General features: G+C 71.9%; 18 protein-coding genes. 5 read left to right on the forward strand and 13 right to left on the reverse strand.

The features are described 5' to 3' along the window. Positions 1-305: 305 nt before the first annotated feature. The 9 genes from ACZ34W_RS30550 to eccD all read right to left on the reverse strand — a co-directional run bounded on the left by ACZ34W_RS30550 (position 306) and on the right by eccD (position 11,287). Entirely contained in the window at positions 306-1,991 is a 1,686-nt protein-coding gene (locus ACZ34W_RS30550; RefSeq protein WP_465608726.1) for a ribonuclease J, read from the reverse strand. 170 nt (positions 1,992-2,161) lie between these two features. Next, positions 2,162-3,061: a 4-hydroxy-tetrahydrodipicolinate synthase gene (dapA, locus tag ACZ34W_RS30555; protein ID WP_329487691.1), complete on the reverse strand. Its 900-nt coding sequence runs from the start codon at positions 3,059-3,061 to the stop codon at positions 2,162-2,164. A 215-nt stretch (positions 3,062-3,276) separates the two neighbouring features. Then, positions 3,277-4,008, reverse strand: a complete 732-nt coding sequence (gene thyX, locus ACZ34W_RS30560) for an FAD-dependent thymidylate synthase (protein ID WP_465608729.1) — start codon at positions 4,006-4,008, stop codon at positions 3,277-3,279. Continuing rightward, a complete protein-coding gene (locus ACZ34W_RS30565) occupies positions 4,005-4,466 on the reverse strand; it encodes a tetratricopeptide repeat protein (protein ID WP_329487693.1) in 462 nt (153 codons plus the stop codon). Before ACZ34W_RS30565 ends, thyX begins: the two co-directional genes overlap by 4 nt. A 7-nt stretch (positions 4,467-4,473) precedes the next feature. Continuing rightward, positions 4,474-5,229, reverse strand: a complete 756-nt coding sequence (gene dapB, locus ACZ34W_RS30570; protein ID WP_329487694.1) for a 4-hydroxy-tetrahydrodipicolinate reductase — start codon at positions 5,227-5,229, stop codon at positions 4,474-4,476. A 14-nt stretch (positions 5,230-5,243) separates the two neighbouring features. Further along, the gene (locus tag ACZ34W_RS30575; RefSeq protein ID WP_396491716.1) at positions 5,244-6,620 is read right to left on the reverse strand and encodes a M16 family metallopeptidase; all 1,377 of its coding nucleotides are present in this window, start codon (positions 6,618-6,620) and stop codon (positions 5,244-5,246) included. An 83-nt stretch (positions 6,621-6,703) separates the two neighbouring features. Beyond that, positions 6,704-8,911 (reverse strand): polyribonucleotide nucleotidyltransferase, encoded by a 2,208-nt coding sequence (locus ACZ34W_RS30580; RefSeq protein WP_329487696.1) that lies wholly within the window; start codon positions 8,909-8,911, stop codon positions 6,704-6,706. Between the two features lie 464 nt (positions 8,912-9,375). Then, positions 9,376-9,666 carry a 30S ribosomal protein S15 gene (rpsO, locus tag ACZ34W_RS30585; protein ID WP_030397713.1) on the reverse strand — a complete coding sequence of 97 codons (291 nt, stop codon included), beginning with the start codon at positions 9,664-9,666 and terminating at the stop codon, positions 9,376-9,378. A 163-nt stretch (positions 9,667-9,829) separates the two neighbouring features. Continuing rightward, positions 9,830-11,287, reverse strand: coding sequence for a type VII secretion integral membrane protein EccD (eccD, locus tag ACZ34W_RS30590; RefSeq protein WP_329487697.1), 1,458 nt, complete (start codon positions 11,285-11,287; stop codon positions 9,830-9,832). 513 nt (positions 11,288-11,800) lie between these two features. On the opposite strand from eccD, the gene eccCa reads away from it, so the two are divergent. Further along, a complete protein-coding gene (eccCa, locus tag ACZ34W_RS30595) occupies positions 11,801-15,748 on the forward strand; it encodes a type VII secretion protein EccCa (RefSeq protein WP_329487698.1) in 3,948 nt (1,315 codons plus the stop codon). Between the two features lie 481 nt (positions 15,749-16,229). Beyond that, the gene (locus tag ACZ34W_RS30600; protein ID WP_465608733.1) at positions 16,230-17,639 is read left to right on the forward strand and encodes an APC family permease; all 1,410 of its coding nucleotides are present in this window, start codon (positions 16,230-16,232) and stop codon (positions 17,637-17,639) included. 169 nt (positions 17,640-17,808) lie between these two features. On the opposite strand, the gene mycP is transcribed toward ACZ34W_RS30600, so the two are convergent. The 4 genes from mycP to eccB form a co-directional block, all read right to left on the reverse strand. Beyond that, the gene (gene mycP / locus ACZ34W_RS30605; protein ID WP_465608735.1) at positions 17,809-19,035 is read right to left on the reverse strand and encodes a type VII secretion-associated serine protease mycosin; all 1,227 of its coding nucleotides are present in this window, start codon (positions 19,033-19,035) and stop codon (positions 17,809-17,811) included. Positions 19,036-19,147: 112 nt separating this feature from the next. Beyond that, positions 19,148-19,438: a WXG100 family type VII secretion target gene (locus tag ACZ34W_RS30610; RefSeq protein WP_329487701.1), complete on the reverse strand. Its 291-nt coding sequence runs from the start codon at positions 19,436-19,438 to the stop codon at positions 19,148-19,150. A 73-nt stretch (positions 19,439-19,511) separates the two neighbouring features. Then, entirely contained in the window at positions 19,512-19,811 is a 300-nt protein-coding gene (locus tag ACZ34W_RS30615) for a WXG100 family type VII secretion target (RefSeq protein WP_329487702.1), read from the reverse strand. 181 nt (positions 19,812-19,992) lie between these two features. Next, a complete protein-coding gene (gene eccB / locus ACZ34W_RS30620; RefSeq protein WP_352287997.1) occupies positions 19,993-21,681 on the reverse strand; it encodes a type VII secretion protein EccB in 1,689 nt (562 codons plus the stop codon). Between the two features lie 170 nt (positions 21,682-21,851). Here eccB and eccE point away from each other — a divergent pair, with 170 nt between their 5' ends. The 3 genes from eccE (at position 21,852) to ACZ34W_RS30635 (ending at position 26,588) form a co-directional block, all read left to right on the forward strand. Next, positions 21,852-23,249: a type VII secretion protein EccE gene (gene eccE, locus ACZ34W_RS30625; RefSeq protein WP_465608739.1), complete on the forward strand. Its 1,398-nt coding sequence runs from the start codon at positions 21,852-21,854 to the stop codon at positions 23,247-23,249. After that, positions 23,249-24,019, forward strand: coding sequence for a hypothetical protein (locus ACZ34W_RS30630; RefSeq protein WP_329487705.1), 771 nt, complete (start codon positions 23,249-23,251; stop codon positions 24,017-24,019). The genes eccE and ACZ34W_RS30630 overlap by 1 nt, the downstream gene beginning before the upstream one ends. A 127-nt stretch (positions 24,020-24,146) precedes the next feature. Next, positions 24,147-26,588, forward strand: coding sequence for a MinD/ParA family ATP-binding protein (locus ACZ34W_RS30635; protein ID WP_465608741.1), 2,442 nt, complete (start codon positions 24,147-24,149; stop codon positions 26,586-26,588). Positions 26,589-26,602: the final 14 nt, after the last annotated feature.

The following is a 26,602-nucleotide window of genomic DNA, read 5'->3' on the forward strand; positions in this document are numbered from 1 at the left end:
TGGCACGCTGTTGAGTTCTCAAGGAACGGACACTTCCTTCGGACCGCCTTCCAGCGGGCCCTCCGGGCGCTTCGTTCTTTCGTGTTTCCAGCTTATCAGATGTTTTCCGCTCCGTTTTTCGGAGTTTCATTTACCTGACCGGCTTTTGCCTTTCGGCGCCCCCGAACTCTAGCAGAGTTTTTCGGGCCGTTTTCCGCCTGTTGTTCTCGAATTTCGTTCGAGAACTTCCGGCAGGCCGTCCCGTGGGGCAACCCGGAGAACACTACGCACCGGGTCGCCCCACGTCAAACTGGCCGTGGGGAGGCTCAGACCTCGACGACGACCGGCAGGATCATCGGCCGGCGGCGGTAGTTGTCCGCCACCCACTTGCCCATGGTCCGGCGCACGAGCTGCTGGACCTGGCGGACCTCCAGGACACCGTCGCCCGCCGAGCGGTCCAGTGCCTCCTGGAGCTTGGCCGTCACCGGGGCGAACGCCTTGTCGTCGATGCCGGAACCGCGGGCCTGGATGGTCGGACCGCCCACGATCTTCCCGTTGGTGGAGTCGACCACCACGAAGACCGAGATGAAGCCCTCCTCGCCGAGGATCCGGCGGTCCTTCAGGGACGCCTCGGTGATGTCGCCGACGGACGAACCGTCGACGTAGACGTAGCCGGCCTGCACCTTGCCCACGATGCGGGCGACGCCGTTCTCCAGGTCGACGCAGACCCCGTCCTCCGCGATGACCGTGCGGTGCTTCGGGATGCCCGTCGCGATGCCGAGGTCGGCGGCGGCGCGCAGGTGGCGCCATTCGCCGTGCACCGGCATCAGGTTGCGCGGCTTGCAGATGTTGAAGAAGTACAGCAGCTCGCCGGCCGAGGCGTGGCCCGAGACGTGCACCTTGGCGTTGCCCTTGTGCACGACCTTGGCGCCCCAGCGGGTCAGGCCGTTGATCACCCGGTACACGGCGTTCTCGTTGCCGGGGATCAGCGACGAGGCCAGGATGACGGTGTCGCCCTCGACGATGCGGATCTGGTGGTCGCGGTTGGCCATCCGGGACAGCGCCGCCATCGGCTCGCCCTGCGAACCGGTGCAGATCAGCACGACCTCCTTGTCCGGGAGGTCGTCCAGCTGCTTGACGTCGACGACCAGGTTGCCGGGGACCTTCAGGTAGCCGAGGTCGCGGGCGATGCCCATGTTGCGGACCATCGAGCGGCCGACGAAGGCGACCTTGCGCTTGTACTCGTGCGCGGCGTCCAGCACCTGCTGGATGCGGTGCACGTGGCTGGCGAAGGAGGCGACGATGATGCGCTTGTCGGCGTTGGCGAAGACGTTCCGCAACGCGGCCGAGATGTCCCGCTCGTGCGGGATGAAGCCGGGGACCTCGGCGTTGGTGGAGTCCACCAGCAGCAGGTCCATGCCCTCCTCGGCCAGCTTGGCGAAGGCCGGGAGGTCGGTGAGGCGGCCGTCGAGCGGCAGCTGGTCCATCTTGAAGTCACCGGTGGCGACCACCATGCCGGCGGGCGTGCGCACGGCGACGGCCAGCGCGTCCGGGATGGAGTGGTTGACCGCGATGAACTGGCAGTCGAAGGGGCCGATCCGCTCGCGGTCGCCCTCCTTCACCTCCAGCACGTACGGGTGGATGCGGTGCTCGGCGAGCTTGGCCTCGATCAGCGCCAGGGTGAGCTTCGACCCGATCAGCGGGATGTCCGGGTTCTCCCGGAGCAGGAACGGGACGGCACCGATGTGGTCCTCGTGCCCGTGGGTCAGCACGATGCCGTCGATCTTGTCGAGCCGGCCCCGGATGTAGCTGAAGTCCGGGAGGATCAGGTCGACGCCGGGCTGCTCGTCCTCGGGGAAGAGGACCCCGCAGTCGACGATGAGAATGCGGTCCCCGAATTCGAGGACCGTCATGTTGCGGCCGATCTCGCCGAGGCCGCCGAGCGGAGTGATGCGCAGGGCGCCCTCCTTGAGGGCCGGGGGCGCGCCGAGTTCGGGATGCGGGTGGCTCAAAAGACTCTCCTCACGACGCACGCCATATGCCTGGGGTCCTCCCCGAGAGACATATGGCGTGCGTACTCAGTGTCGGTTTCCTACTGGGTAAGTACTCTCACGCCTTCGTTCCGGTCCAGCGGCGGCCCTCCTGGGAGGTCCGGCGAGCCGGGGCGCGCACGTCTTGTCTGTTACAGGTGTACCCCGCCGGCGGCGAGATCCTTCTTCAATTGCGCGATCTCCTCGGAAGTCGCGCCGACCAGCGGCAGCCGGAGCGGGCCGGCGGGCCGGCCCTGCAGCTCCAGGGCCGCCTTGGTGAGGATGACACCCTGCGTGCGGAACATACCGCTGAAGACCGGCAGCAGGCTCTGGTGGATCGCCGTGGCCTTGGCCACATCCCCGCCCAGGTAGGCGTCGAGCATGCTGCGCAGCTCCGCGGCGACCACGTGCCCGACCACGCTGACCACACCGACGGCGCCGACCGAGAGCAGCGGCAGGTTGAGGATGTCGTCGCCGGAGTACCACGCCAGGTCGGAGCGGGCGATGGCCCAGGCGGCGGCGCCGAGGTCGCCCTTGGCGTCCTTGTTGGCGACGATCCGCGGGTGCTCGCCGAGCCGGACCAGCGTCTCGTGGCTCAGCGCGACACCGCTGCGGCCGGGAATGTCGTAGAGCATGACCGGCAGGCCGGTGGCGTCCGCGATGTGCGTGGTGTGCCGGTACAGGCCCTCCTGCGGGGGCTTGCTGTAGTACGGCGTGACGACCAGCAGGCCGTGGGCCCCGGCCGCCTCGGCCTGGCGGGCGAGGTCGGCGCTGTGGTGCGTGTCGTTGGTGCCGACACCGGCCACCACGTGGGCGCGGTCCCCCACCGCTTCCACGACGGCGCGAACCAGCCGGGCCTTCTCGGCGTCGCTGGTGGTCGGGGACTCACCGGTGGTGCCGTTGAGGACGAGGCCGTCGTTGCCTGCGTCGACGAGGTGTGCGGCGAGGCGCTGGGCGCCGTCGAGGTCGAGCCCGCCGTCAGCGGTGAACGGGGTCACCATCGCGGTCAGGACCCGGCCGAACGGCGTCTGGGGGGTGGAGGTCGGAGCCATGCGTCCAAAACTACTCGTAGGCGGTGGGGCGGTACCCAGGCCGGTCCAGGGTTCGGACAGGTGTGGCGCGCGGAGCGGCACAAAGATGGGATTCCGGTGCTGCATGCTCGGGGGTTCACGCAGCACCGGAATCCGTGTCACGAGCGTAGGGAGCGGCTAGAAAAGCCGCAATCCAGACATGCCAGGCAAGCCGCCCATATGCCTGTCTCCCCAGGTCAGGGGGCGACCCGGCCGTGCTTCTCGAAGGCCGCATGGGTGAGCGGCATGAGCCGGGCCCACTGCTCCTCCATCTGCTCGGCGACCATCTCGATCTCGCGCTGCGGGAACGACGGCACCGCGGCGTTCTCCTTCTTGGTCCGCAGCGACAGGAAGTGCATCAGCGAGCGGGCGTTGCAGGTCGCGTACATCGAGGAGAACAGGCCGACCGGCAGCACGGCCCGGGCCACCTCGCGGGCGACACCGGCCGCCAGCATCTCCTGGTACGCCCGGTAGGCCCCCTGGTAGGCGGCCTCCATCTGCTCGGCGACCACGTCGAACTGCTTCGGCGTGCCCTCGACGAACTCGTAGCGCCCCGGGCGGCCCTGCTGGACGAGCTTGCGCTGCTCCCCGGGCACGTAGAACACCGGCTGCAGCTCGCGGTAGCGGCCGGACTCCTCGTTGTACGACCAGCCGCTGCGGTGGCGGTGGAACTCCCGGAAGACGAAGATCGGCGCGCTGATGAAGAAGGTCATCGAGTTGTGCTCGAACGGCGTACCGTGCCGGTCCCGCATCAGGTAGTTGATCAGACCGGTGGACTTCTCCGGGTCCTGCTGCAACGCCTCCAGGGACTGCTCCCCGGCCGTCGAGACCCGGGCCGCCCAGATGACGTCCGAGTCGGCGGCGGAGCTGCGGACCAGCTCCACGGTGACATCGCTGCGGAACCTGGGGGCGGTGGGTTCGTCGGTCACGCGGTACTCCTTGCGGGTTCGTTGGTGCGGTGCAGCCGGATCGCGTGCTGCATGGTCTTACGGGCGCGCGGGGTGTCGCCGGCGTCGGCGTACGCCACCGCGAGGCGGAAGAAGACCCGCCAGTCGCCGGGCGAGGCCTCCGCCTCGGCCTTGCGGCGGGCGAACACCGCGTCGGCCGAGTCCCGGTCGATCCGGCCGCCGGCGGTGCGCTTCAGCTCGTCCACCGGCAGGCCGCCCTCGGCCTCCAGCTCGCGGGCGAGCCGCTCGCTGGCCCGGCCGAAGCGGACGGTCTGGCGCAGGAACCAGACCCCGATCGGCGGGACGACGAAGGCGCACAGGCCCAGGCCGATGCCGAGCGGCTTGCCGGTGGCGATCAGCTGGACGCCCTCGCCGACGCAGACCAGGGCCACCAGCAGCAGCACGCCGGAGAGGACGAAGAAACCGGTACGGGAGGTCACCGGTCGCTCACAGGTCCAGGAAGTTCTCAAGGCCCACGGTGAGACCGTGGTTCTCGACGACCTTGCGCACCCCGAGCAGGATGCCCGGCATGAAGCTGCTGTGGTGCAGCGAGTCGTGCCGGATGGTGAGGGTCTCGCCGGTGTCGCCGAACATCACCTGCTGGTGCGCCAGCAGACCGCGCAGCCGGACGGCGTGCACCGGGATCCCGTCCACGTCCGCGCCGCGGGCACCGGGCAGGCTGTGCGTGGTCGGGTCCTGCTGCGGCGGGCGGCCGGCCTCGGCGCGGGCCGCGGCGATCAGCTGCGCGGTCCGGGTGGCCGTACCGCTCGGCGCGTCGGCCTTGCGGTCGTGGTGCAGCTCGACGACCTCGACCGACTCGAAGTACCTGGCGGCGGTCTGGGCGAACTTCATGCCCAGCACCGCGCCCAGCGAGAAGTTCGGCGCGACCAGCACACCGAGCGGCCGCGGCTCGCCGCCCGGCATCAGCCAGCCCTCCAGCTCGCCCAGCCGCGCGTCGTCCCAGCCGGTGGTCCCGGTGACGACGTGGATGCCGTGGTGGACGCAGTAGTCGAGGTTGGCCATCACCGAGTCGGGGTGGGTCAGCTCGACAGCGACCTGGGCCCCGGCCCGGGTCAGCTCGTCGAGGTCCGATCCCCGGCCCAGGGCGGCGACCAGCTCCAGGTCGGGGGCGGCCTCGACGGCCTTGACCGCCTCGGAGCCGATCCGGCCCTTGGCGCCGATCACGGCGACACGCAGCGTCATGGTGAGAAGTCCCTTCAGACCAGCAGGTCGGCGAGCCGGGCGGCCCGCTTGTCGTTGATCGGACCGATCAGCGCCAGCGAAGGCCGGTGCGCGCCCAGCACATCACGGGCCACCGCGTGGACGTCGTCCAGGGTCACGGCCGCGATCCTCGCCAGCATGTCGTCCACCGAGAGGTGGTGGCCGTAGCTCAGCTCGGCCTTGCCGATCCGGTTCATCAGGGAGCCGGTGTCCTCCATGCCGAGCACGGTGGAGCCGGAGATCTGGCCGATCGCCCGGCGCAGCTCCTCCTCGGTGATGCCGTCGGCGACCACCTTGGCGAGCTCCTCGCGGCAGATCCGCAGCACCTCCTCGACGCGCTTGGGCTGGCAGCCGGCGTAGATGCCGAACAGGCCGCTGTCCGCGTAGGAGGACGAGTACGAGTACACCGAGTACGCCAGGCCGCGCTTCTCCCGGACCTCCTGGAACAGCCGCGAGCTCATCCCGCCGCCGAGTGCCGCGTTCAGCACGCCCATCGCCCAGCGGCGCTCGTCGTGGCGCGGCACCCCGGGCACGCCGAGCACCAGGTGGGCCTGCTCGGTGGAGCGGTTGAGCACCTCGACCTTGCCGGCGGTGCGCACGGCCTTGACGCCGCGGCGGGCCTCGGCGGGCTCGGCCCCGGAGCGCGCCAGCAGCGCCGCGAAGGCCTTCTCGACCTGGCGGACCACCTTGCGGTGGTCGAGATTGCCGGCCGCGGCGACGACCAGGTGCTCGGGCTTGTAGCGGCGGTGGAAGAACCCGGCGATCTGGTCGCGGGTGAGCCCGTTGACCGTCTCCTGGGTGCCGAGGATCGGGCGGCCGAGCGGGCCGCTACCGAAGATCACCTTGGCGAAGAGGTCGTGCACCACGTCACCCGGGTCGTCCTCCGCCATCGCCATCTCCTCCAGGATGACGCCGCGCTCGGCCTCGACGTCCTCCGGGCGGATCAGCGAGCCGGTGAGCATGTCGCACACCACGTCGATGGCGAGCGGCAGGTCGGTGTCGAGCACCCTGGCGTAGTAGCAGGTGTTCTCCTTGGCGGTGAAGGCGTTCATCTCACCGCCGACCGCGTCCAGGGCGGCCGAGATGTCCAGCGCGCTGCGCCGCTCGGTGCCCTTGAAGAGCAGGTGCTCCAGGTAGTGCGTGGCTCCGTTGAGCTGGGGGGTCTCGTCCCGCGAACCGACTCCGACCCAGATGCCGAAGGTCGCGGAGCGCACCGTCGGCAGGGTCTCGGTGACGACCCGCAGGCCGCCGGGGAGGACGGTGCGGCGCACCGTGCCGGCGCCGTCCACGCCCTTGAGCAGGGTCCGGGTGGTGCCGGGGCGCTGCTTCGCCGCCGAGGCCTGGGCCACGGGGTGTACCTCCGTAGAAAGCATGTGCAACAACAGGGTGCGGCCCGCACGCCGACGGGGCGTGCGGGCCGCGGCCGCTTCTATCGAACCGGGGGGCTAGCGGCGCTTCACTCGGAAGCGGCCTCGCCACCCTCTTCGCCCTCGACGACCGGGATCAGCGAGAGCTTGCCGCGCGGGTCGATCTCGGCGATCTCGACCTGGACCTTGGCGCCGACGGCGAGCACGTCCTCGACGTTCTCCACGCGCTTGCCACCGGCCAGCTTGCGGATCTGCGAGATGTGCAGCAGGCCGTCCTTGCCCGGCATGAGCGAAACGAACGCGCCGAACGTCGTGGTCTTCACCACGGTGCCCAGGTAGCGCTCCCCGACCTCCGGCATGGTCGGGTTGGCGATCTGGTTGATCGTCGTACGGGCAGCCTCCGCCGAGGGACCGTCGACCGCACCGATGTAGATGGTGCCGTCGTCCTCGATGGTGATGTCCGCGCCGGTGTCCTCCTGGATCTGGTTGATCATCTTGCCCTTGGGGCCGATGACCTCACCGATCTTGTCCACCGGGATCTTGATGGTGATGATGCGCGGCGCGTTCGGCGACATCTCGTCGGGCGCGTCGATGGCCTCGTTCATCACGTCGAGGATGTGCAGGCGGGCGTCCTTGGCCTGCTTCAGCGCGGCGGCCAGCACGGAGGCCGGGATGCCGTTCAGCTTGGTGTCCAGCTGCAGCGCGGTGATGAAGTTGCGGGTACCGGCGACCTTGAAGTCCATGTCGCCGTACGCGTCCTCGGCGCCCAGGATGTCGGTCAGCGCGACGTAGTGCGTCTCGCCGTCGATCTCCTGCGAGATGAGGCCCATGGCGATACCGGCGACGGCGGCCTTCAGCGGCACACCGGCGTTCAGCAGCGACATGGTGGAGGCGCAGACCGAGCCCATCGAGGTGGAGCCGTTGGAGCTCAGCGCCTCGGAGACCTGGCGGATCGCGTAGGGGAACTCCTCGCGGGTCGGCAGCACGGGCAGGATCGCCCGCTCCGCCAGCGCGCCGTGGCCGATCTCGCGGCGCTTGGGCGAGCCCACGCGGCCGGTCTCGCCGACCGAGTACGGCGGGAAGTTGTAGTTGTGCATGTAGCGGCGACGCGTCTCCGGGGAGAGCGTGTCCAGCTGCTGCTCCATGCGCAGCATGTTCAGCGTGGTGACACCCAGGATCTGGGTCTCGCCGCGCTCGAACAGGGCCGAGCCGTGGACGCGCGGGATGGCCTCGACCTCGGCGGCCAGGGTGCGGATGTCGGTGACACCGCGGCCGTCGATGCGGACCTTGTCCTTGATGACGCGCTCGCGCACGACCTTCTTGGTCAGCGCGTTGTACGCGGCGCTGATCTCCTTCTCGCGACCCTCGAACTCCGGCAGGAGCTTCTCGGCGGCGATCGCCTTGACGCGGTCCAGCTCGTTGTTGCGCTCCTGCTTGCCCGGGATGGTGAGCGCCTGGGCCAGCTCGTCCTTGACCGCGGCGGTCAGGGCGGCGAGCACGTCGTCCTGGTAGTCCAGGAAGACCGGGAACTCGCCGGTGGGCTTGGCGGCCTGGGCGGCCAGCTGGGACTGCGCGGCGCAGAGCACCTTGATGAACGGCTTCGCGGCGTCCAGACCGGCGGCGACGACGTCCTCGGTCGGCGCCTCGGCGCCGCCCTCGACCAGCTTGATGGTCTTGTCGGTGGCCTCGGCCTCGACCATCATGATCGCGACGTCACCGTCGGGCAGGACGCGGCCGGCGACGACCATGTCGAAGACGGCCGACTCCAGCTCGGAGTGGGTCGGGAAGGCCACCCACTGGCCCTTGATCAGCGCGACGCGGACGCCGCCGATCGGGCCGGAGAACGGCAGGCCCGCCAGCTGGGTGGACGCGGAGGCGGCGTTGATGGCCACCACGTCGTACAGGTGGTCGGGGTTGAGCGCCATCACGGTGACGACGACCTGGATCTCGTTGCGCAGGCCCTTGACGAAGGACGGGCGCAGCGGGCGGTCGATCAGGCGGCAGGTGAGGATCGCGTCCTCGGAGGGCCGGCCCTCGCGACGGAAGAACGAGCCGGGGATGCGCCCGGCGGCGTACATCCGCTCCTCGACGTCCACGGTCAGCGGGAAGAAGTCGAAGTGCTCCTTCGGCTGCTTGGAGGCGCTGGTGGCCGACAGCACCATGGTGTCGTCGTCCAGGTAGGCCACGGCGGAGCCGGCGGCCTGACGGGCCAGGCGGCCCGTCTCGAAGCGGATGGTACGGGTGCCGAAGGAACCGTTGTCGATCACGGCTTCGGCGTAGAACACGTTCTCTTCCACCTGGAAGATCTCCTCTTTCGTACGTCTCCGGGAGAGCGCCCCCGCGCATCGCTGCCGGTGGCCCGGGGCCCTCGTGCGCTCTTGCGCAGAGGAAGGCAGTCGGGCCGGTCTTCGATCGAAGCCTCCGGTGGGCCCCGCTCGGTCTGCGGGGCTTCCGGCGGCCACTACCGAGGACCGGCGCCTCTCGGCTGCCGGGCCGGGGCGGGCGGTCCGCGTCTGGACGCTCTCTCGGATGCGGGCGGCTTCCGTTTGAAGCCTTCGTCCCGCGGGGGGTCGGGGTCCTTCGCCCGGGTGGCGCGGTGTCGCGCCATCACCCGGCATGCCCACAACCCTACGGTGCAATCCTCGGCCACCAGGGGAGGTGCGCGCGAGTTGTTATGCGGTGCCGGGTCGCGGGTCGGCGACCGCGGCATACGCGCGAGGGGCGGCTCCCCCGGTGTGGGGAGCCGCCCCGAGCGGCGGTCTTAGCGGGCGCCACCGGCGGCACCGCGGCGGATGCCCAGGCGGTCGACGAGCGTACGGAAGCGCTCGATGTCCTTCTTGGCCAGGTACTGCAGCAGGCGGCGGCGCTGGCCGACCAGGATCAGCAGGCCACGACGCGAGTGGTGGTCGTGCTTGTGGGCCTTGAGGTGCTCGGTCAGGTCCGAGATGCGGCGCGAGAGCATGGCGACCTGGACCTCGGGGGAGCCGGTGTCGCCCTCCTTCTGGCCGAACTCGGCGAAGATCTGCTTCTTGACGTCAGAGGCGAGAGCCACTGCAACTCCTTTGAGGTGGTACCGAGCGGGCCTGGTCTACGGCACAGGACTCTGCGAGAACTCGGTGTCGTGACTGAGTGCGGCCGGCGGTCGGCGACCCGCGAGGGGCGGACACCCTGCTGCACTCGAAGGGCAAGCGTACCAGTGTGCCCGGTGCGACCGGTCAGCCGGTGGCACCGCGGACCAGGCCGTAGACCTCCAGCACGCCCAGCGCCAGCGGGACGAGGGCGATCAGGGTGAGGCTGTCGACCAGGTCCAGGATGCGCCCCCAGAACGGCGAGACGCCGAGCCGGGGCACCACCAGGGCGATCGCGGTGAGCACCGCGGCGCCGAAGGCGATCGAGGTGGCCAGCCAGATGGTGCGCAGGTCCACGTCGGTGGAGCTGGCGGCCTTCAGGATGAACAGCGGGGTGTGCAGCGAGAGGCCGACGATCAGCAGCGACAGGCCGAACAGGCCGGCGATGGTGAGGCTGAAGACCTGCGCGGTGTAGCGGAACAGCCGGGCGCGCAGCATGGTGGCGATGCCGAGGGTGAGGGCGAGCAGCTCCGGGAAGAGCTCGTCGGTGAAGCCGAGGACGGCGCAGGTGCCGACGATCACCGCGGCGCAGCCGCCGACCAGGCCGACCAGCACCTCGTGGCCGCGGCGGGCCTGGTGGGCGATGCGCTCGTACTGGACGGCCTCGGCGCGGCCGGCCTCCTCGTCGTAGTCCCGGCTGCGGGTCCGGGTCTGGCCGGGGGCGCTGAAGCCGACGGGCAGCCGGGCGAACCGGGCGGAGAGGCCGGGCAGGAAGCCGATCACGGCGACGGCGGCGACGCCGGTGACCGCGGCGATGTGGTTGGCCGGGGTCGACGGCAGCAGGACGGCCGCGAAGGTGGCCAGCGCGCCGGCGGCGGACACGAAGGCGGCGGCCACGAACAGCGAGTCCTTCTCCGGCAGCAGGCCGACCAGCAGGACGGCCACCACCAGGACGGCGACGCAGCCGGTGAGGAACTGGAGCCGGCCCGGGCCGTCCCACGGGTGGGCGACCGCGATGAGGCCGCTGCCGCCGATCAGGGCGTGCGGCAGCGCGCCGAGGCCGAGCGCGAGCGCGGCCCAGGCGTCCTGGTACACCCGGGCGCGGACGCCGGCCAGGGCGGTGAGCACGACGGCGATGACGCCGGACAGGACGCCGGGCAGGCCGTGCATGTCGTGGCGCAGGTCGGAGAACCAGAGCGCGAAGCCGAGCAGGGTGAGCAGCACGCCGGCGCCGATCAGGCCGAAGGCCCGCATCAACTCGGGGCTCCAGAACCGGCGGTCGGCCTCGACGGCGGTGGCGATGGCGTCGGCGACGTCGTCGTAGACGGCCGGCGGCAGCGACTCGGCGAACGGGCGCAGGCTGAGCAGGTCGCCGTCGCGGACCTGCTGCGCGGCGAGCGGCAGACCGCTGTCGAGCACGGTGCCGTCGCGGCGGACCAGGTGGAAGCCGGTCGGGGCGCCGTCGGGCTGGGTCTGCCCGGAGAGCCGCAGCACCTCGGGGTAGACGTCGGCGAGCGGGACGTCCTCGGGCAGGGCGACGTCGATCCGGCTGTCCGGGGCGACGACGGTGACGCGGCAGAAGCCGGTCGCGGCGGAGGTGCTCATGCCCCCACCTCGCGGACGCTCGACGCGTGCCGGGAACGGCGCGCTTCCCTGACGAGTGGCTCGTTCCGCTCGCTCACTGCGCACCCCTCGATCGCTCGACGCACTGGGCGCTCCCCCTTGTTGACGGTGCCGCTGTACCGGCGGCGGTTCCTGCTGGCTGCTGGCGCGGGCCGGTCGGGGCTGGAACTGACTCGATCCGGCCATGAGTTGGCGCGGCGTTACCCTACCCGTTCCGTTCCGGCCCACCGGCGCGCAGGGGCCGGTGGAACGGCGGCCGGCGGGGCCCCGGGCACCACGGGGCCGCCCTGGCTGATCCGCCGGAACGCGCCCCAGTAGGATCGGCCCCTGCGCAAGGCGACGGGGGCAGGGGCCGCGCTCCTCCCCGGGTGCCTGCGGTCGGCGGAGCGGGGGCGGCGTCACACGGGGCGCCCTCACCCGTACGTATCCAGTTTGCGTGAGGGCTGATGCCGAAGTGAACGATCAGACCGTTCGAAACCGCGGGGTGGGGTGCGTATGAGCGTGATCACGGTCAAGCGCCCCGCGCGGGCCTATCCCCCGGCGGTGCCGGACGAACCGGTGGAGTTGGTCACCCCGCCCGAGCTGCCCCGGTCGGGCGGCGAGGACTGGATGATGAGCCTGCTGCCGATGCTCGGCATGGGCGGGTCGGCGGTGTTCTTCTTCTCGCCCGGCGCACAGGCCCCGATGAAGATCATGGGCGGCCTGATGGTCGTCTCGACCGTCGGCATGGCGCTGGCGCAGATCGTGCGGGCGCGCAAGGGCGGTTCCACCGCCACCGCCGACGAGCGGCGCGACTACCTGAAGTACCTGCAGCAGATGCGCCGCCAGGTCCGCCGCACGGCGGAGCGCCAGCGCGGCGCGCAGCTGTTCCTGAACCCGGAGCCGGACCAGCTCTGGTCGATCGTCGCGGACGGCCGCCGGCTCTGGGAACGCCGCACCGGGGACGCCGACTTCGCCCAGATCCGGGTCGGCCGGGGGCCGGTCCAGCTGTCGACCCCGCTGGTGGCGCCGCAGACCGCGCCGATGGAGGAGCTGGAGCCGCTCGCCGCGGCCGCCATGCACACCTTCCTCAAGGCCCACGGCACGCTGCAGGACCTGCCGTTGGCGGTCTCGCTGCGCGCCTTCTACCACATCACGGTGTGCGGCGACCCGGACACCGTGTACGGCAACGTCCGGGCGATGATCGCCCAGTTGACGACGCTGCACTCGCCGGACGACCTGCTGGTGACGGTGGCCGCGGCGCCGGGCGCGGTGGAGGAGTGGGAGTGGACCAAGTGGCTCCCGCACAACCAGCACCGCAAGGACAGCGACGGCGCGGGTTCGCGCCGGCTGATCGCCACCGGCCTCGGTGAGCTGGAGTACCTGCTCCAGGACGAACTGGCGGGGCGCCAGCGCTTCGTGCGCGACGCGGCGCCGTCCTCGGACCAGCCGCACATCATCGTCGTGATGGACGGCGCGTCCGTCCCGCACGACTCGCTGCTGGCCGGCGCCGAGGGCGTGCACGGGGTGACCATCGTCGAGGTGGTCCCGGGCGACCTGGACGAGCCGACCGGCCACCTGATCGTGACGGTGACCCCGGACGAGCTGGTGCTGCGTTCGGCCTCCGGCGCGACGTACTCCGGCACCCCGGACACGCTCTCCACCTGGCAGTCCGAGGCCCTGGCCCGGCAGCTGGCGCCGTACCGGATCTCGGCCGGCGGCGACGACGAACCGCTGCTGTCCAACCTGGACTTCACCGAGCTGATGAACTCGGGCGACCCGGGCTCGTTCGACGTGACGCGCAGCTGGCGGACGCGGGCGCAGCACGAGAAGCTGCGGGTGCCGATCGGCGTCGGGGCCGGCGGCGAGCACGTCTACCTGGACATCAAGGAGGCGGCGCTCGAAGGCATGGGCCCGCACGGCCTCTGCGTCGGCGCGACCGGCTCCGGCAAGTCGGAGCTGCTGCGCACCCTGGTGCTGGGCCTGGCGATGACGCACTCCTCGGAGACGCTGAACTTCGTCCTCGCGGACTTCAAGGGCGGCGCGACCTTCGCCGGGATGGCGGACATGCCGCACACCTCGGCGGTGATCACCAACCTGGAGGGCGAGCTCACCCTGGTCGACCGCATGCGCGACGCGATCGAGGGCGAGATGAACCGCCGGCAGGAGCTGCTGCGCTCGGCCGGCAACTACGCCAACCTCAACGAGTACGAGCGGGCGCGCGCGGCGGGTGCGGCGCTGGACCCGCTGCCCTCGCTGGTGCTGATCATCGACGAGTTCTCCGAGCTGCTCACCGCGAAGCCGGACTTCATCGACATGTTCATCCAGATCGGCCGGATCGGCCGTTCGCTGGGCGTGCACCTGCTGCTGGCCTCGCAGCGCCTGGAGGAGGGCAAGCTGCGCGGTCTGGACACCTACCTGTCGTACCGGATCGGTCTGCGCACCTTCTCGGCGGCCGAGTCGCGGGCGGCCATCGGCGTGCCGGACGCGTACCACCTGCCGCCGGTGCCGGGTGTCGGCTACCTGAAGTTCGGCACCGACGTGATGGACCGGTTCAAGGCCGCGTACGTCTCGGGGCCCTACCGGGCGCCGGGGCAGCAGCGGTCGACCGGCGGGCGGCTGGTGACGGCGCAGCCGGTGCTGTTCACCGCGGCCGAGGTGCCGGTGCTGGAGCCGCCGGTGCAGGAGGTGGAGCCGGAGGTCGTGGAGCAGGACGACGCGCTGGTCGACACCGTGCTGGACGTCTTCGTGCAGCGGATGGCGGGGCAGGGCCCGGCCGCGCACCAGGTGTGGCTGCCGCCGCTGGACGAGGCGCCCAGCGTCGACCAGTTGCTGCCGCCGCTGCAGGCGACCGCGGAGCGCGGTCTCACCTCGCCGGGCTTCGGCGCGCTGGGCCGGCTCAACGTGCCGGTCGGCATCGTGGACCGGCCGCGCGAGCAGCGCCGCGACGTGCTGCACCAGGACTACTCGGGTGCGGCCGGTCACGGTCTGATCGTGGGCGGCCCGCGGTCCGGCAAGTCGACGCTGGTGCGCACCACGGTGGCCGGGTTCGCGCTCACCCACACGCCGCTGGAGGCGCAGTTCTACCTGCTGGACTTCGGTGGCGGCGGCTTCCAGTCGCTGCAGGGCCTGCCGCACGTCGGCGGGGTGGCCGGCCGTCTGGACGCCGAGAAGGTGCGCCGGATGATCAGCGAGGTGCACGGGGTGCTGAACCGGCGCGAGGAGCTGTTCCGGGCGACCGGGATCGACTCGATCGCCACCTACCGGGCCCGGCGGGCCAGCGGTCAGCTGCCGGACGAGCAGTTCGGCGACGTCTTCCTGATGATCGACGGCTGGAACACCTTCAAGCAGGAGTTCGAGATGCTGGAGCCGGTGATCGGGGACGTCGCCCAGCGCGGTCTCGGGTACGGCGTCCACCTGATCATCACGGCGGCCCGCTACGCGGAGGTCCGCCCGGCGCTGAAGGACCTGCTGCAGAACCGGACCGAGCTCAAGCTCGGTGACGCGATGGAGTCCGAGGTGGACCGCCGGGTGGCGCAGAACATCCCGGCCCTGCCGGGGCGCGGCGTCACCTCCGGCAAGCTGCACTTCCTCTCCGGCCTGCCCCGGCTGGACGGCTCGTCCTCGGTGGACGACCTCCAGGACGGGGTGACCGCGCTGGTCGCCGCCGTGGACGCGGCCTGGACGGGCCCGCGCGCGCCGCAGGTCCGGATGCTGCCGGCGGTGCTGGACGGCCACTCGCTGCCGAAGGGCTTCGAGTACCCGGAGCGCGGGGTCGCCTTCGGCGTGGACGAGGTCGAGCTGGCGCCGGCGTTCGTCAACTTCGAGACGGACCCGCTGTTCATCGTCTTCGGCGACACCGAGTCCGGTAAGTCGGCGACGCTGCGGATGCTGATCAAGCAGATCACCGAGCGGTACACCCCGGACCAGGCCGGCATCGTGGTCGGCGACTACCGGCGCGCGCTGCTCGGCGCGGTGCCGCAGGAGTACCTGGTCGAGTACGCGGCCGCGCAGCCGGCCATGACCAGCATCGTGGAGATGCTGCGCGGGGCCTGCTCGCGCCGGCTCCCCGGTCCGGACGTGACCGCCGACCAGCTGCGCAACCGCAGCTGGTACAGCGGCAAGGACATGTTCGTGATCGTGGACGACTACGAGCTGGTGGCGACCGGTTCGGGGAACCCGCTGGCGCCGCTGGCCGAGTTCCTGCCGTTCGCCCGGGACATCGGCCTGCGCATGATCATCGCGCGGAGCGCGGGCGGCGCCGGGCGTTCGCTCTACGAGCCGGTGATGCAGCGGATGCGGGAGCTGGGCGGCCAGGGCGTGATCCTCTCCGGCAACAAGGACGAGGGCGCGCTGCTGGGCACGGTCAAGCCGCAGCCGCTGCCGCCGGGCCGGGGCGTGTTCGTCTCGCGTCGGATCACCAGCGGGCAGATGGTGCAGACGGGCTGGTTGCCGTCGGCGTAGCGGGAGCGGCCGCCCCCGGTGGCGGTGACGGAAAGTGAGGGAAGGGGTCGGGTTCCGAGGAGCCCGGCCCCTTCCGCGTCCACGTGCTGAAACGTTATGGAGATCTTTCCGGCCCTGGGCTGCGGTTCCCGCACCCCGGGCGGGCGGTGACCGGCGCCGGGAAGCCGCCTGGGCGACCTTCTCCGAGCCGGTCATCAGCCTTGGAATGAGCGCACGCAATGCTCCGTTCACCTTGGATTCAAGCGCGATGTGGCAGAGGTAACAAGTCGGACATGCGTGACAATCACCGTCGGTGATCATCGGATCGCATGTTTATGCCCACCTTCGCAACGGATTCCGAAGCATTTCCGGCATTGACGCAGTCATTACGGCCAGGGTTCCATGACGGCCCGGGAGCGAAGGACCAGAACCCCACAGCAGCAAGCCAGCGGAGGCGATACCGCTCCCTCTCCAGGACCGCACAGAGCCGATCGGAAGCCACATGACCGACACGCTTCGCCCGCCACACGCCGTAGCCCCCACTACGGCGGCCGAGGGCGCCGCCTCCCCCCAGACGCTCAAGCGCTCGATCGGCGTCGTGGGCGGGACCCTGCTCACGCTGTCCTGCGTCACCCCGGCCTCCACGCTCTTCGTGATCGTCCCGGAACTGTTCTCCAGCATCGGCAGCGCCACCGCGCTGGCCATCGCGATCGGCTCGGTGCTCTGCATCGCGGTCGCCTTCTGCTACTCCGAACTCGGCACCCTGATCCCCAGCGCCGGCGGCGAGTACGCGATGGTCGGCACCCTGGCCGGGCGACTGGCCGGCTGGCTGGTCTTCGTGCTCTCGCTGATCGTGGTGCTGATCGTCCCCTCGGTGATCGCCCTCGGCACCGCCGACTACCTCGCCCCGGTGCTGCACGTCGACAAGCCGATCGCCGGCGCCGCGGTGATGCTCGCCGCCACCCTGGCCGGTCTGCTGGACCTGCGCGCCAACGCCTGGATCACCGGCGTCTTCCTGGTCCTGGAGGTCGTCGCCGCCGGTGTGGTGTCGGTGCTCGGCTTCGCCCACGCCAACGGCGACGCGCCCAGCCTGCTGCACGGGGTGGTCGCCGGCGACGGCGGCGCCACCACCACGGTGAGCATCGGCGCCATCGTCGGCGCGCTCGGCATCGCCCTCTTCATCACCCAGGGCTTCTCCACCGCGGTCTACCTCTCCGAGGAACTGGAGGACCCGCGCCGCAACGTCTCGCGCACCGTGCTGTGGACCCTCGGCATCTCCGCCGCGGTCATCCTGATCCCGGTCACCGCGATCACCATGGGCGCCCCCGACCTGGCCACCCTGACCTCCGGCGACATCTCCGGCATGGTCACCGCGTGGAGCAACTCCGCCGTCGGCACCTTCATCAGCCTCTGCGTGGCGCTGGCGATCATCAACGCCGGCATCGTCATGGTCATCCAGAACTCCCGGGTGCTGTTCGCCTCGGCACGCGACAAGGCCTGGCCCGAGCCGGTCAACAAGGCCTTCTCCACCCTGGGCCGGTTCGGCTCACCGTGGGTGGCCACGCTGGCCGTGGGCCTGCCGGGCGCCGCGCTCTGCTTCGTCAAGGGCGAGCTGCTCAGCGAGATCACCGGCGTCGCCGTCACCGGGATGTACCTGCTGGTCGCGATCGCCGCGCTGCTGTCGCGCCGCGATCGGCACAAGCACGCCACCGCCTGGCGGATGCCGCTCTGGCCGGCCGTCCCGGTGGTCCTGATCGTCGTGCTGGTCTACATCATCACCCAGCTGGACACCGTGCCCCTGCTGTGGACCGGCGGCATCACCGCCGCCGCCACCCTCTACTGGCTCTTCTACCTGCGGCCCCGGCAGGAGACCCGCTGGGTGATCAGCCTGCCCGAGGACCAGCAGGCCTGACCCCGGCGGGGCCCCCCGACCCCCACCCCTCCCCCACACGGCGGTGCCCGGACCACTCCCCCTCTGGTCCGGGCACCGCCGTTCCGCACGCGCCGGCCACCCCGGGGTCGGCCGGTCGGACGCGGGCCGACCGGCCGGCGCAGGCTCGCGGCGGGGAGAAGGCTCCGGATCAGTCCGTGGGGCGCCGGCGGTGGTCGCGGAGCACCACGCCGCCGCCGATGAGCAGCGCGACGAGCAGGGCGCCGACGCCCAGGACGTAGGTCGCGGTGCGGCCGTCGCGGTCGGCCTGGGTCTCGCCGAGGCCGAGCGGCTGCGGCACGATCGGGGCGGCGGCCAGCTGGACGGGCTCGTCCGGCTTCGCCTTGTACGGCGGGTCCTCGGGTGCCTTGGTGACGGCCTTCACCGGGTCCACCACGCCCCAGCCGATGTACGCGTTCGCCTCGTGCCCGGTGCGCTGCGCGGTCTGCTCGATCCGGGCGCGCACCTGCGCCGGCTTCCACCTGGGGTGGGCGCCGAGCAGCAGCGCGGCCAGGCCGGCGACGTAGGGCGCGGCGAAGCTGGTGCCGTTGTCCACGCACTGGCCGCCCCGGGGGACGGTGGAGAGCATGTCGACGCCGGGCGCGACGACGTCCACGAAGTCGCCGTACTGGGAGAACGGGGCCCGCTCGTTGTTGCGGTCGGAGGCTCCGACGGCGAGCACGGTCGGGAACGCGGCGGGGTAGGTGTCGCCCTCCTTGCCGTCGTTGCCGGAGGAGGCGACCACCACGATGTCCTTGGCCTCGGCGGCCTCGACGGCGGCCTTCAGCTCCGCGTAGCCGCCGAAGTCGGCGTTGCCGGCGCCGCGCACGTCCTGCGAGATGTTGATGACCTTGACGCCCCGCTGGATCGCGATGTAGATCGCCTCGACCAGGGTGTAGACGTCACCGTTGCCCTCGGCGTCGTTCTGCCGGATCGACAGGATGCCGGCGTCCGGGGCGATGCCGACGAAGCCGGTCTGGTCGTAGTGGCCGGCCGCGATGATGCCCGCGACCTTGGTGCCGTGGCCGACGAGGTCGTCCTTGCCGGTGCCCTCGACCTTCTTCTTGTCCTTGTCCTTCAACAGCGAGCCGCCGTCGACCACCCGGTTCGCCAGCTGGGGGTTCTGGTCGTTGACCCCGGTGTCGATGACCGCGACGGTCACCCCCGCACCGGTGACGGTGCCGCCCTGCCAGAGCTCGTCGAGCACCATGCGCTGCAACGACCACGGCACGGCCTGCACGTTCTGGGCGTCCTTGGCGCAGTCACCGGCGGCGGCGATGCCGGGCCCGTCCGCGTGGGCCGGGGCGGCCAGCGGACCGCCGAGCACCGCGAGCGCGGCCACCGTCGCGGCCGCCTTCCGGTACCTGACTACGGACACCCTGCCACCCCTCTTGTCGTCCACCCGTGTTGCGCGCCAGGGGCGGGTGCCCGGACCGGGCACCCGCCCCTTCGGCGGAATCGATCGCCCCCACGACCGGGGGCGGGATCCGTCAGCCCCAGAGCTTGGCGTTGTTGTTCTCGGTGCTGTTGTAGCTCTCGGCCGCCTTGTCCAGCGAGCCGGCGATCTGGGACAGCACCTGCTGCAGGTGGCTGGCGCGGGAGTCCCACTTCGCCTGGTGGGCCTGGTAGCCCTGCTGAGCGGCACCCTCCCAGCTGGAGGCGATCTTGGTCACGCCCGCCTTCAGCTCCTCAAGCTGGGAGTTGATGCGGTTGGCGGTGGCGCGAACCTCGCTGCCGGCGTTCCGGACAGTTTCGAAGTTGACGAGAATGTGGTCGGACACGATGTCTCCTTGTCGAGGAACCGACGCGCTCCCTCACCAGGGGCCGCCGGTGAATGACCTGGCAGAGAGGGGATCAGATCTTGCCGGCGCCGAACGCCGCCTGCTGGTCCGCGTCGGTCGCCGAGTACTGCTTGGTCGTGATCTCGATCGCGCTCTTGATCGCCTTCAGCGACTTGTTGAGCTCGACCGCGTCCTCGTTGAACTGGCCCTGAAGGGTCTTGTAGGCCGTGGCCGCCTGACCCTGCCAACCGCCGGCGATCGAACCCACCAGGCTGTCGAGCTTGCGAATCTCGCCCTCGATCTGGCCGATGACCTCGTCCATGTGCTTGGCGAAAGCCAGCATCTCCTGAGCGGTCGTCTTGAACTGACCCATGCTCTACCGTCCCCCATGAGACAGACATTGTGTCCGGACCGCCGTTCCCGGCCGGTCCGCCGCATCACCGGTGTGATGTCCAGCAGCACTGTAGTCGGCACACGCAACTCGCCCAACACCGGGGAACCGCTAGTTACCAGACCATGACACTGGGGCCAATTCCGTTGCCGGAACGGGCCGGTCAGGCGTTCTGCTGCTGGGCCGCGGTCTTCGCGTTCAGCGCCGGACCGGACGGCACCAGGGCCGACCAGGCCAGCGGCACCGGCACCGGCTGCAGGCCCTGGTAGCCGAGCCGGGCCTGGTTGCCGCCGGCCTCGTCCTGCTGCTGACCCGGCTGCCCGGCGGCCGGGTCACCGGGCTGGACGGTCGGGGTCGCGGTGACGGTCGGGACCGGCTTGCCCGGCTGGGCGGACGGCGCGGCCTGCGCCCCCTTGCCGCCGGTGGTGTTGGCGGGGACGGCGTAGCGCAGCCCGGTCTCGGTGATCAGGTAGTCGCTGCCGGAGCCGCCCGCACCGCCGTCCAGCGCGCGGTAGAAGAGGCCCTGACCGGGAGTCACATAGGCCGAACCGACGCCGCTGCTGTGCTTCGCCGGGAAGTCCGGGCCGGCCCAGACACTGCGCCGCGGCGTCTTGCCGTCCTCGGCCATCCCGTCGAACGTGCTGCAGATCACCGGCTTCGCGTCCTTCGCCGCCTGCCAGTTGTTGGCCGGCGCCCCCGTCCTGGTCGGCCAGTCGTCGGCGTCCTTCAGCGGGGTGCTGGAGTTGAAGGCGGCGTAGTCGGCCGGCATCAGCTCGTCGATCCGCGGCGTCCGGTCGGCGTCCTGGTTGTAGAGCCCCTGCCACGCGGGATTCTGCCGGATCAGCTCGGCCTGGAGCTGGGTGACCACGAACAGCTGGTCCTTGCCCACCACGAAGTTCCGGTCGCCGTACCGGACCAGCCGACCGATCTTGCGGTCCTCCGGCTTCTGCAGCGCCACCGAGGAGTTCGGACCCTTGACGTCCGGGACCAGCCCGTCGATCTTGGGGAACTGGATCACCGAGCCGGTGACCAGGGTGTCCATCCACTCCCTCTTCACCGGCTGCGGCTTCGCGCTCGCCCCGAAGATCGCCGCCATCAGCTGCTTCTTGTCGCTCTCGGAGGTCTGCGTCCCCCCGATGGCGTGCTTGCGGCCCTGCGAGTCGATCAGGTAGAGGTTCAACTTGCTCTGGTCGATCGGCGGCTGGCCCGGGCCGGGCTGCGCGGCGACCTGCTGGTCGTCGATCTCCTTCACCAGCAGCGCCTGGTCGGTGTCCAGCACCCGGTCCTTGGCAGCCAGCGTCTTGGCGTCGGCACCGCCCGCGAGGAACAGCGCCTGATTGGCCGTCTCCTGCTTGTCGTCCGGACCGGGGCTGTCGCAGACCGACCACTTCATCGGCTTGCTCGCGTTCTCCTTGGTCGGCAGCCGGTCCGGCGCGTTCGGGATGCCGATGGTCGGGCCGTGGCTCGGGTACTTGTCGAGCACCTCGTCGGCGACCACCACCACCTTCGCGTCCACCGGCAGCACCAGCCGCGCCGAGGACATGTTCAGCACCTGGTGCAGCCGCTTGGTCTTGCCGTCCGGATCGGTCAGCACCACGTACCGGGTGGTGCTCTTCTTGCCCTGCACGATGTTCTTGCCGCTGTCCCAGCCCACCGGGGCGCTCGGCTTGAACACCCCCCAGACCCCGAACGCGCCGACCACCAGAGCGCCCACGATGACGCTCGGCAGGATCGCCTTCACCGGCCGCGGCGCGTCCTCGTCGCTGCCGCCCCCGTTGGGCAGCAGGAACGCGCCGACCGTTCGCTTCCGCGCGAAGGTGTAGGCGTTCAGCTCGTCCCGGCGTGATGCCATGCTCGTCGTCTCCCCTGTCTGACCGACATACCCCGTGGTCCGCACCCGCCGGGCGAGAGCGGCTTCGAACCCTCTACGATGCGGCAGCAGACGGTGAGTACGGTACGGGTACGGTTCGCGAACCGGCCAACCGGGCCGCGACAACTGATTCAGAGAGGGTCACTCGGGGGATGCCAAGCCAGACCGCTCCAGGGCGCCGCAGCACCGACGAGGGCAGGGGATCGCGCCGCTCCGGCCGACGGGCCCGGCCCGAACGGGGCCAGGTCGCCGAACCCGCGGCCGCCGTCGGGCCGACGGCCCCCGTACCGGTCCGCGTCCACCCCAGGCCCGGGCTGCTCGGCGGCCGGCTGAGGCTCCAGCAACTCGTGCTGGTCGAGGTCGCGGTGGCACTCGTGGCGGTCGGCTGGACGATCAGCAAGCCGGTGGCCGGCGGCTTCGGCGCCGTCGCCCTGGCGCTGGTCGTCCTCGCGGTCATCCCGCTGCGCGGACGCACCATCCCCGAGGCGGTGCGGGTGCGCGCCGCCCTGAAGGCCCGTCGCAAGCAGGCCCGGACGAACGTCCCGCCGGTCGGTACCGACCCGGCCATCGCCCCCGCGCTGGAGCTGGAACCCGCCCTGCGCACCTGCACCCACGCCACCGAGACCGACTTCGGCGGCCGGCCGATGCGCCGGGAGACCGGCATGGTCGGCGACGGCACCTTCCTCAGCTCGGTGCTGCTCGTCCAGGCCAAGGACCAGCCGCTGCGGCCGGTGCGCACCGCGCTGCCGCTGCCGCTGGACGTGATCTGCTCGGCACTGCGGGTGGACGACATCACGCTGGAGTCGGTCCAGATCGTCCAGCACACCCAGCCGGCGCCGGCCCCGCACCTGCCCGAGCAGTCGCTGGCCGCCCGCGCCTACCAGGAGCTGCCCGACGGCACCGCCACCCCCGGCCTGCGGCTGACCTGGGTGGCGCTCAAGCTCGACCCGGAGCGCGCGGCCACCGCCGTCCGCGCCCGCGGCGGCGGCGAGGAGGGCGCCCGCAAGGCCCTGCAGCGGGTCACCGACCAGCTCGCCGGGCGGCTCAACAGCGCCGGGTTCAACGCCACCGTGCTGGACGAGCGCGAGCTGATCGCCGCACTGGCCATCTCCACCTGCGCCAACCCGCTCGCCGTGGCCGGCCGCCAGGGGACCGGCAGCGGTGGCGGCAGCGGCCGCCGCACCCAGGAGAGCAACCGCTTCTGGCGGATCGACGACCGCTGGCACAGCACCTACTGGATCTCCCGGTGGCCGCAGCTCAGCCGCCCCGGCGGCGCCCCCGGCCGGATCGCCGCGCCGGACCTCGTCAACCTGATCACCGGCTCGCCCGCCCTGGCCAGCACGTTCAGCCTGACCGCCGGTCACGGCACCGGCGGTTCGGTGGCGATCAGCGGCCACGTCCGGGTGACCGGGCGCAGCGAGAGCGAGGTCGTCCAGGTCGGACGACTGGTGGAGGCCCGGGCGCAGAGCACCGGCCTCGGCCTCGCCCGACTCGACCTGGAGCAGGCCCCCGGCATGCTCGCCACCCTGCCCCTGGGAGGTGCTTCCTGATGGCGTACCAGACCTACCCGACGCCCGGCCCGCAGCCCGGTTCCACCGAGCAGCCCCGGGTCCGGCCGCGGATCCTGCCCGGCTTCGGACTGCGCGGCCCGCGCCGCGAGAAGCACGTGCTGACCACCGAGGACCTCGGCGCGCTCTCCTTCCCGGTCGGCGACGACGGCGTGCTGATCGGCGAGGACGTCCAGAAGCAGCCCGCCGTGCTCGGCCTCTTCCGGCCCAGCGCCTACGACCTGGTCCTGGTCGGCGGCGTCTGGACGGCCCAGGTCATCGCGTTGCGGGCGGCCGCCACCGGCGCCCGGATCGCCGTCGAGACCGCGCGCGGGCAGCTGTGGGGACCGATGGCGCAGGCAGCGGGCGGCGGCCAGCCGTGCGTGACCGTCCACCAGGTCGGCCGGCTCGGCCCGCAGGGCGCCTCGGTGACCTCGCCGGTGCTCGTGGTGCGCGACCTCGGCGCCCGCCCGCCGCGCAGCCGGCTCTCCGCCGCGCCCTGGCAGACCACCCTGACCCTGCTGCCCTACCTGGGCCCGAACGCGGCCCGGGTGCTGAACGCCGCCGACCTGGTCGGCGTGCAGCGGGTCTCGCCGCAGGAGGCCGAGCTGATCGGCCGGGTGCTCTCGCTCGGCCCGCAGGACATCGCCGCGCTGCCCACCCTCGGGGACGACATGACGCTCTGGACGACCCGGATGCGCCGCCAGTACGTACGGACCGTCGCCGGGCAGGCCGAGCAGCAGGTCCTGGGCGGGGCACGACGCATGGACTGACCTGCCGGGACCCGATCGCGCCCCGGGCGAGATGAGACTCCGCCTTCAACGGGGGGTGGTGCACGGCCTAGTCTTTGATGCGGCAACGGCACCGCGACGAGCGGCGGCGAACACGAGGGAGCCCTAGGTGAGCAGCGATCGGGACGGCGTCTACGTCGGCGACAACGCGGCGGAGGACGACGACGACTGGTCCGACGCGCCCGACTACACTCCCCCGTCCTGGTACGTGCAGACGGACTCCGCGGCGGCTCCGGCCGCCGGTCCGGGCCCTGGTCCGGGCGCCGGTCCGGCACCCGTCCAGGCGGGCGGAGCACCGGACGGGGCGGCCGCTCCGGCGGCGGGCGGCGGCCCGGCCGCACCGGCACCGGCACCGGCACCCGTCGTGGCACCGGTCCCCGCGCCCGTGCCCGCGGCCGAATCGTTCGTCGCACCGGCCGTTCCCCCGGCCGCGGACGGTCCGGCGGCGGCGCCGGTCGCCGCACCGGCTCCGGTGCCCGCCCCCGCGCCCGTCCCGGCCGCCGAGCCGGCCCCGGCCGTCGCGACCGCCCCGGAGACGGCTCCGCCGGTCCCCGCGCCGGCCACCCATGTCGAGGCGCAGCACGTCCCGTTCGCCGCGCCCACCGCCGGTGGGCCCGCGCCCGCCCCGGCGCCGGGCCCCGCCCCCGAACAGCCGCAGGCCGCGGCGGCCCAGCCGTGGCCGCCGGCCGACGTGGCCGCGCACCAGCAGCCCGGCCCGGCCGTGCCCCCGCCGCAGCAGCCGTACGCGGAGCCGCAGCCCTACCCCGGGCCGCCGCAGCAGGCCCAGCCGCCGGCCTACGCCGAGCCCCAGCAGCAGGCGCCGCAGCAGGCCCAGCCCCAGCCCTACGCGGACCCGCAGCCGTACGCCCAGCCGCAGCCCTACCCGGAGCCGCCGCAGCAGGCCCAGCCGTGGCCGCAGCCGGCACCGCCGCAGCAGCCGGCCGACCCCCAGGAGCAGCAGGCCGCCGCCTGGGCGGCCGCCCAGCAGGCGCCCGGCCCGCAGGCACCCGGCCCGCAGGCACCCGGCCCGCAGGCACCGCCGGTCGACCCCCGCCAGGGCGGCTGGCCGCAGCCGACCCCGTACCAGCAGCCGCCGCAGCAGCAGGCCCAGCCCCAGCAGCCCCAGCCCCAGCAGCCCCAGCCCCAGCAGCCGGGCCCCGCCCAGCCGTGGCAGCAGCAGTCCGGGGTCCCGCAGGCACCCGCCGCGTTCCAGCAGTCCGCCGCCCCGCAGCAGGTCTCGCACGGCGCACCGCTCGGCTACACGGCCGCCGTCGAGCTCTCCTCGGACCGGCTGCTGCGCAACCAGCCGAAGCAGCAGCGCCAGCAGCCGCGCTTCCAGTTCGGCGGCAAGGCCGCCGCGGCCGAGCGCGGCCGCAAGCTGGAGGTCATCCGGACGCCGGTGATGAGCTGCTACCGGATCGCGGTGATCAGCCTCAAGGGCGGCGTCGGCAAGACCACGACCACCACCGCGCTCGGCGCGACCCTGGCCAGCGAGCGCCAGGACAAGGTGATCGCGATCGACGCCAACCCGGACGCCGGCACCCTCGGCCGCCGGGTCAAGCGCCAGACCGGTGCGACCATCCGCGACCTGGTGACGGCCATCCCGCACCTGCGCAGCTACATGGACATCCGTCAGTTCACCTCCCAGGACCTGCACTCGGGCCTGGAGATCCTGGCGAACGACGTCGACCCGGCCGTCTCGACCACCTTCAACGACTCGGACTACCGCCAGGTCATCGACGTGCTGGGCCGCCAGTACCCGATCATCCTGACCGACTCCGGCACCGGCCTGCTGTACAGCGCGATGCGCGGGGTGCTGGACCTCGCCGACCAGCTGATCATCGTCTCCACGCCGAGCGTGGACGGCGCCTCCTCCGCGTCGACCACGCTGGACTGGCTCTCCGCGCACGGCTACGCCGACCTGGTGCAGCGCAGCATCACGGTGGTCTCCGGGGTCCGCGAGACCAGCAAGATGATCAAGGTCGAGGACATCGTCGCGCACTTCCAGACCCGCTGCCGCGGCGTCATCGTGGTGCCGTTCGACGAGAGCCTGGCGGCGGGCGCCGAGGTCAACCTCGACATGATGCGGCCCAAGGTCCGCGAGGCGTACTTCGAACTCGCCACCCTGGTCGGCGAGGACATCGTCCGCGCCCAGCAGGCCGCGGCCCAGCAGTCCGGCTGGCAGCAGCAGGCCCACCAGCCCCCGCAGCCCACCGCCCCCTACCCGGGCCAGCCGCAGCCGTACGCCGACCCGCAGCAGCCCTACCCGCAGCAGGCCCAGCAGCAGCCGTACCCGCAGCCGGGCCAGGGCGGCTACCCGGCCGGCGGACCCGCGCCCGGCGCGCCGTGGGCCCCGCAGCCGGGGCAGGCCCCGCCGCCCCCGCCCGGCTACGGGTACCCGCAGGCCCAGCCGGGGGCCCAGCAGCCCCCGCAGGACTGGCAGCAGCAGCCCCAGCCGCCGGCCGGCGGGTACGGCTACCCGCAGCCCCAGCCGGGCGCGCAGCCGCCGCCCCCCGCCGGGTACGGCTACCCGCAGCAGCCGCAGCCGTAGCGAACCGAAAGGGC

Source organism: Kitasatospora sp. NPDC022856, from assembly GCF_055561235.1.

Coding starts and splice junctions, on each gene's coding strand:
- dapA (WP_329487691.1), bottom strand. CDS start 3,061: ATGGCTCCGACCTCCACCCCCCAGACGCCGTTCGGCCGGGTCCTGACC.
- dapB (WP_329487694.1), bottom strand. CDS start 5,229: ATGACGCTGCGTGTCGCCGTGATCGGCGCCAAGGGCCGGATCGGCTCC.
- ACZ34W_RS30575 (WP_396491716.1), bottom strand. CDS start 6,620: ATGCTTTCTACGGAGGTACACCCCGTGGCCCAGGCCTCGGCGGCGAAG.
- eccD (WP_329487697.1), bottom strand. CDS start 11,287: ATGAGCACCTCCGCCGCGACCGGCTTCTGCCGCGTCACCGTCGTCGCC.
- eccCa (WP_329487698.1), top strand. CDS start 11,801: ATGAGCGTGATCACGGTCAAGCGCCCCGCGCGGGCCTATCCCCCGGCG.
- ACZ34W_RS30600 (WP_465608733.1), top strand. CDS start 16,230: ATGACCGACACGCTTCGCCCGCCACACGCCGTAGCCCCCACTACGGCG.
- ACZ34W_RS30615 (WP_329487702.1), bottom strand. CDS start 19,811: ATGGGTCAGTTCAAGACGACCGCTCAGGAGATGCTGGCTTTCGCCAAG.
- eccB (WP_352287997.1), bottom strand. CDS start 21,681: ATGGCATCACGCCGGGACGAGCTGAACGCCTACACCTTCGCGCGGAAG.
- eccE (WP_465608739.1), top strand. CDS start 21,852: ATGCCAAGCCAGACCGCTCCAGGGCGCCGCAGCACCGACGAGGGCAGG.
- ACZ34W_RS30630 (WP_329487705.1), top strand. CDS start 23,249: ATGGCGTACCAGACCTACCCGACGCCCGGCCCGCAGCCCGGTTCCACC.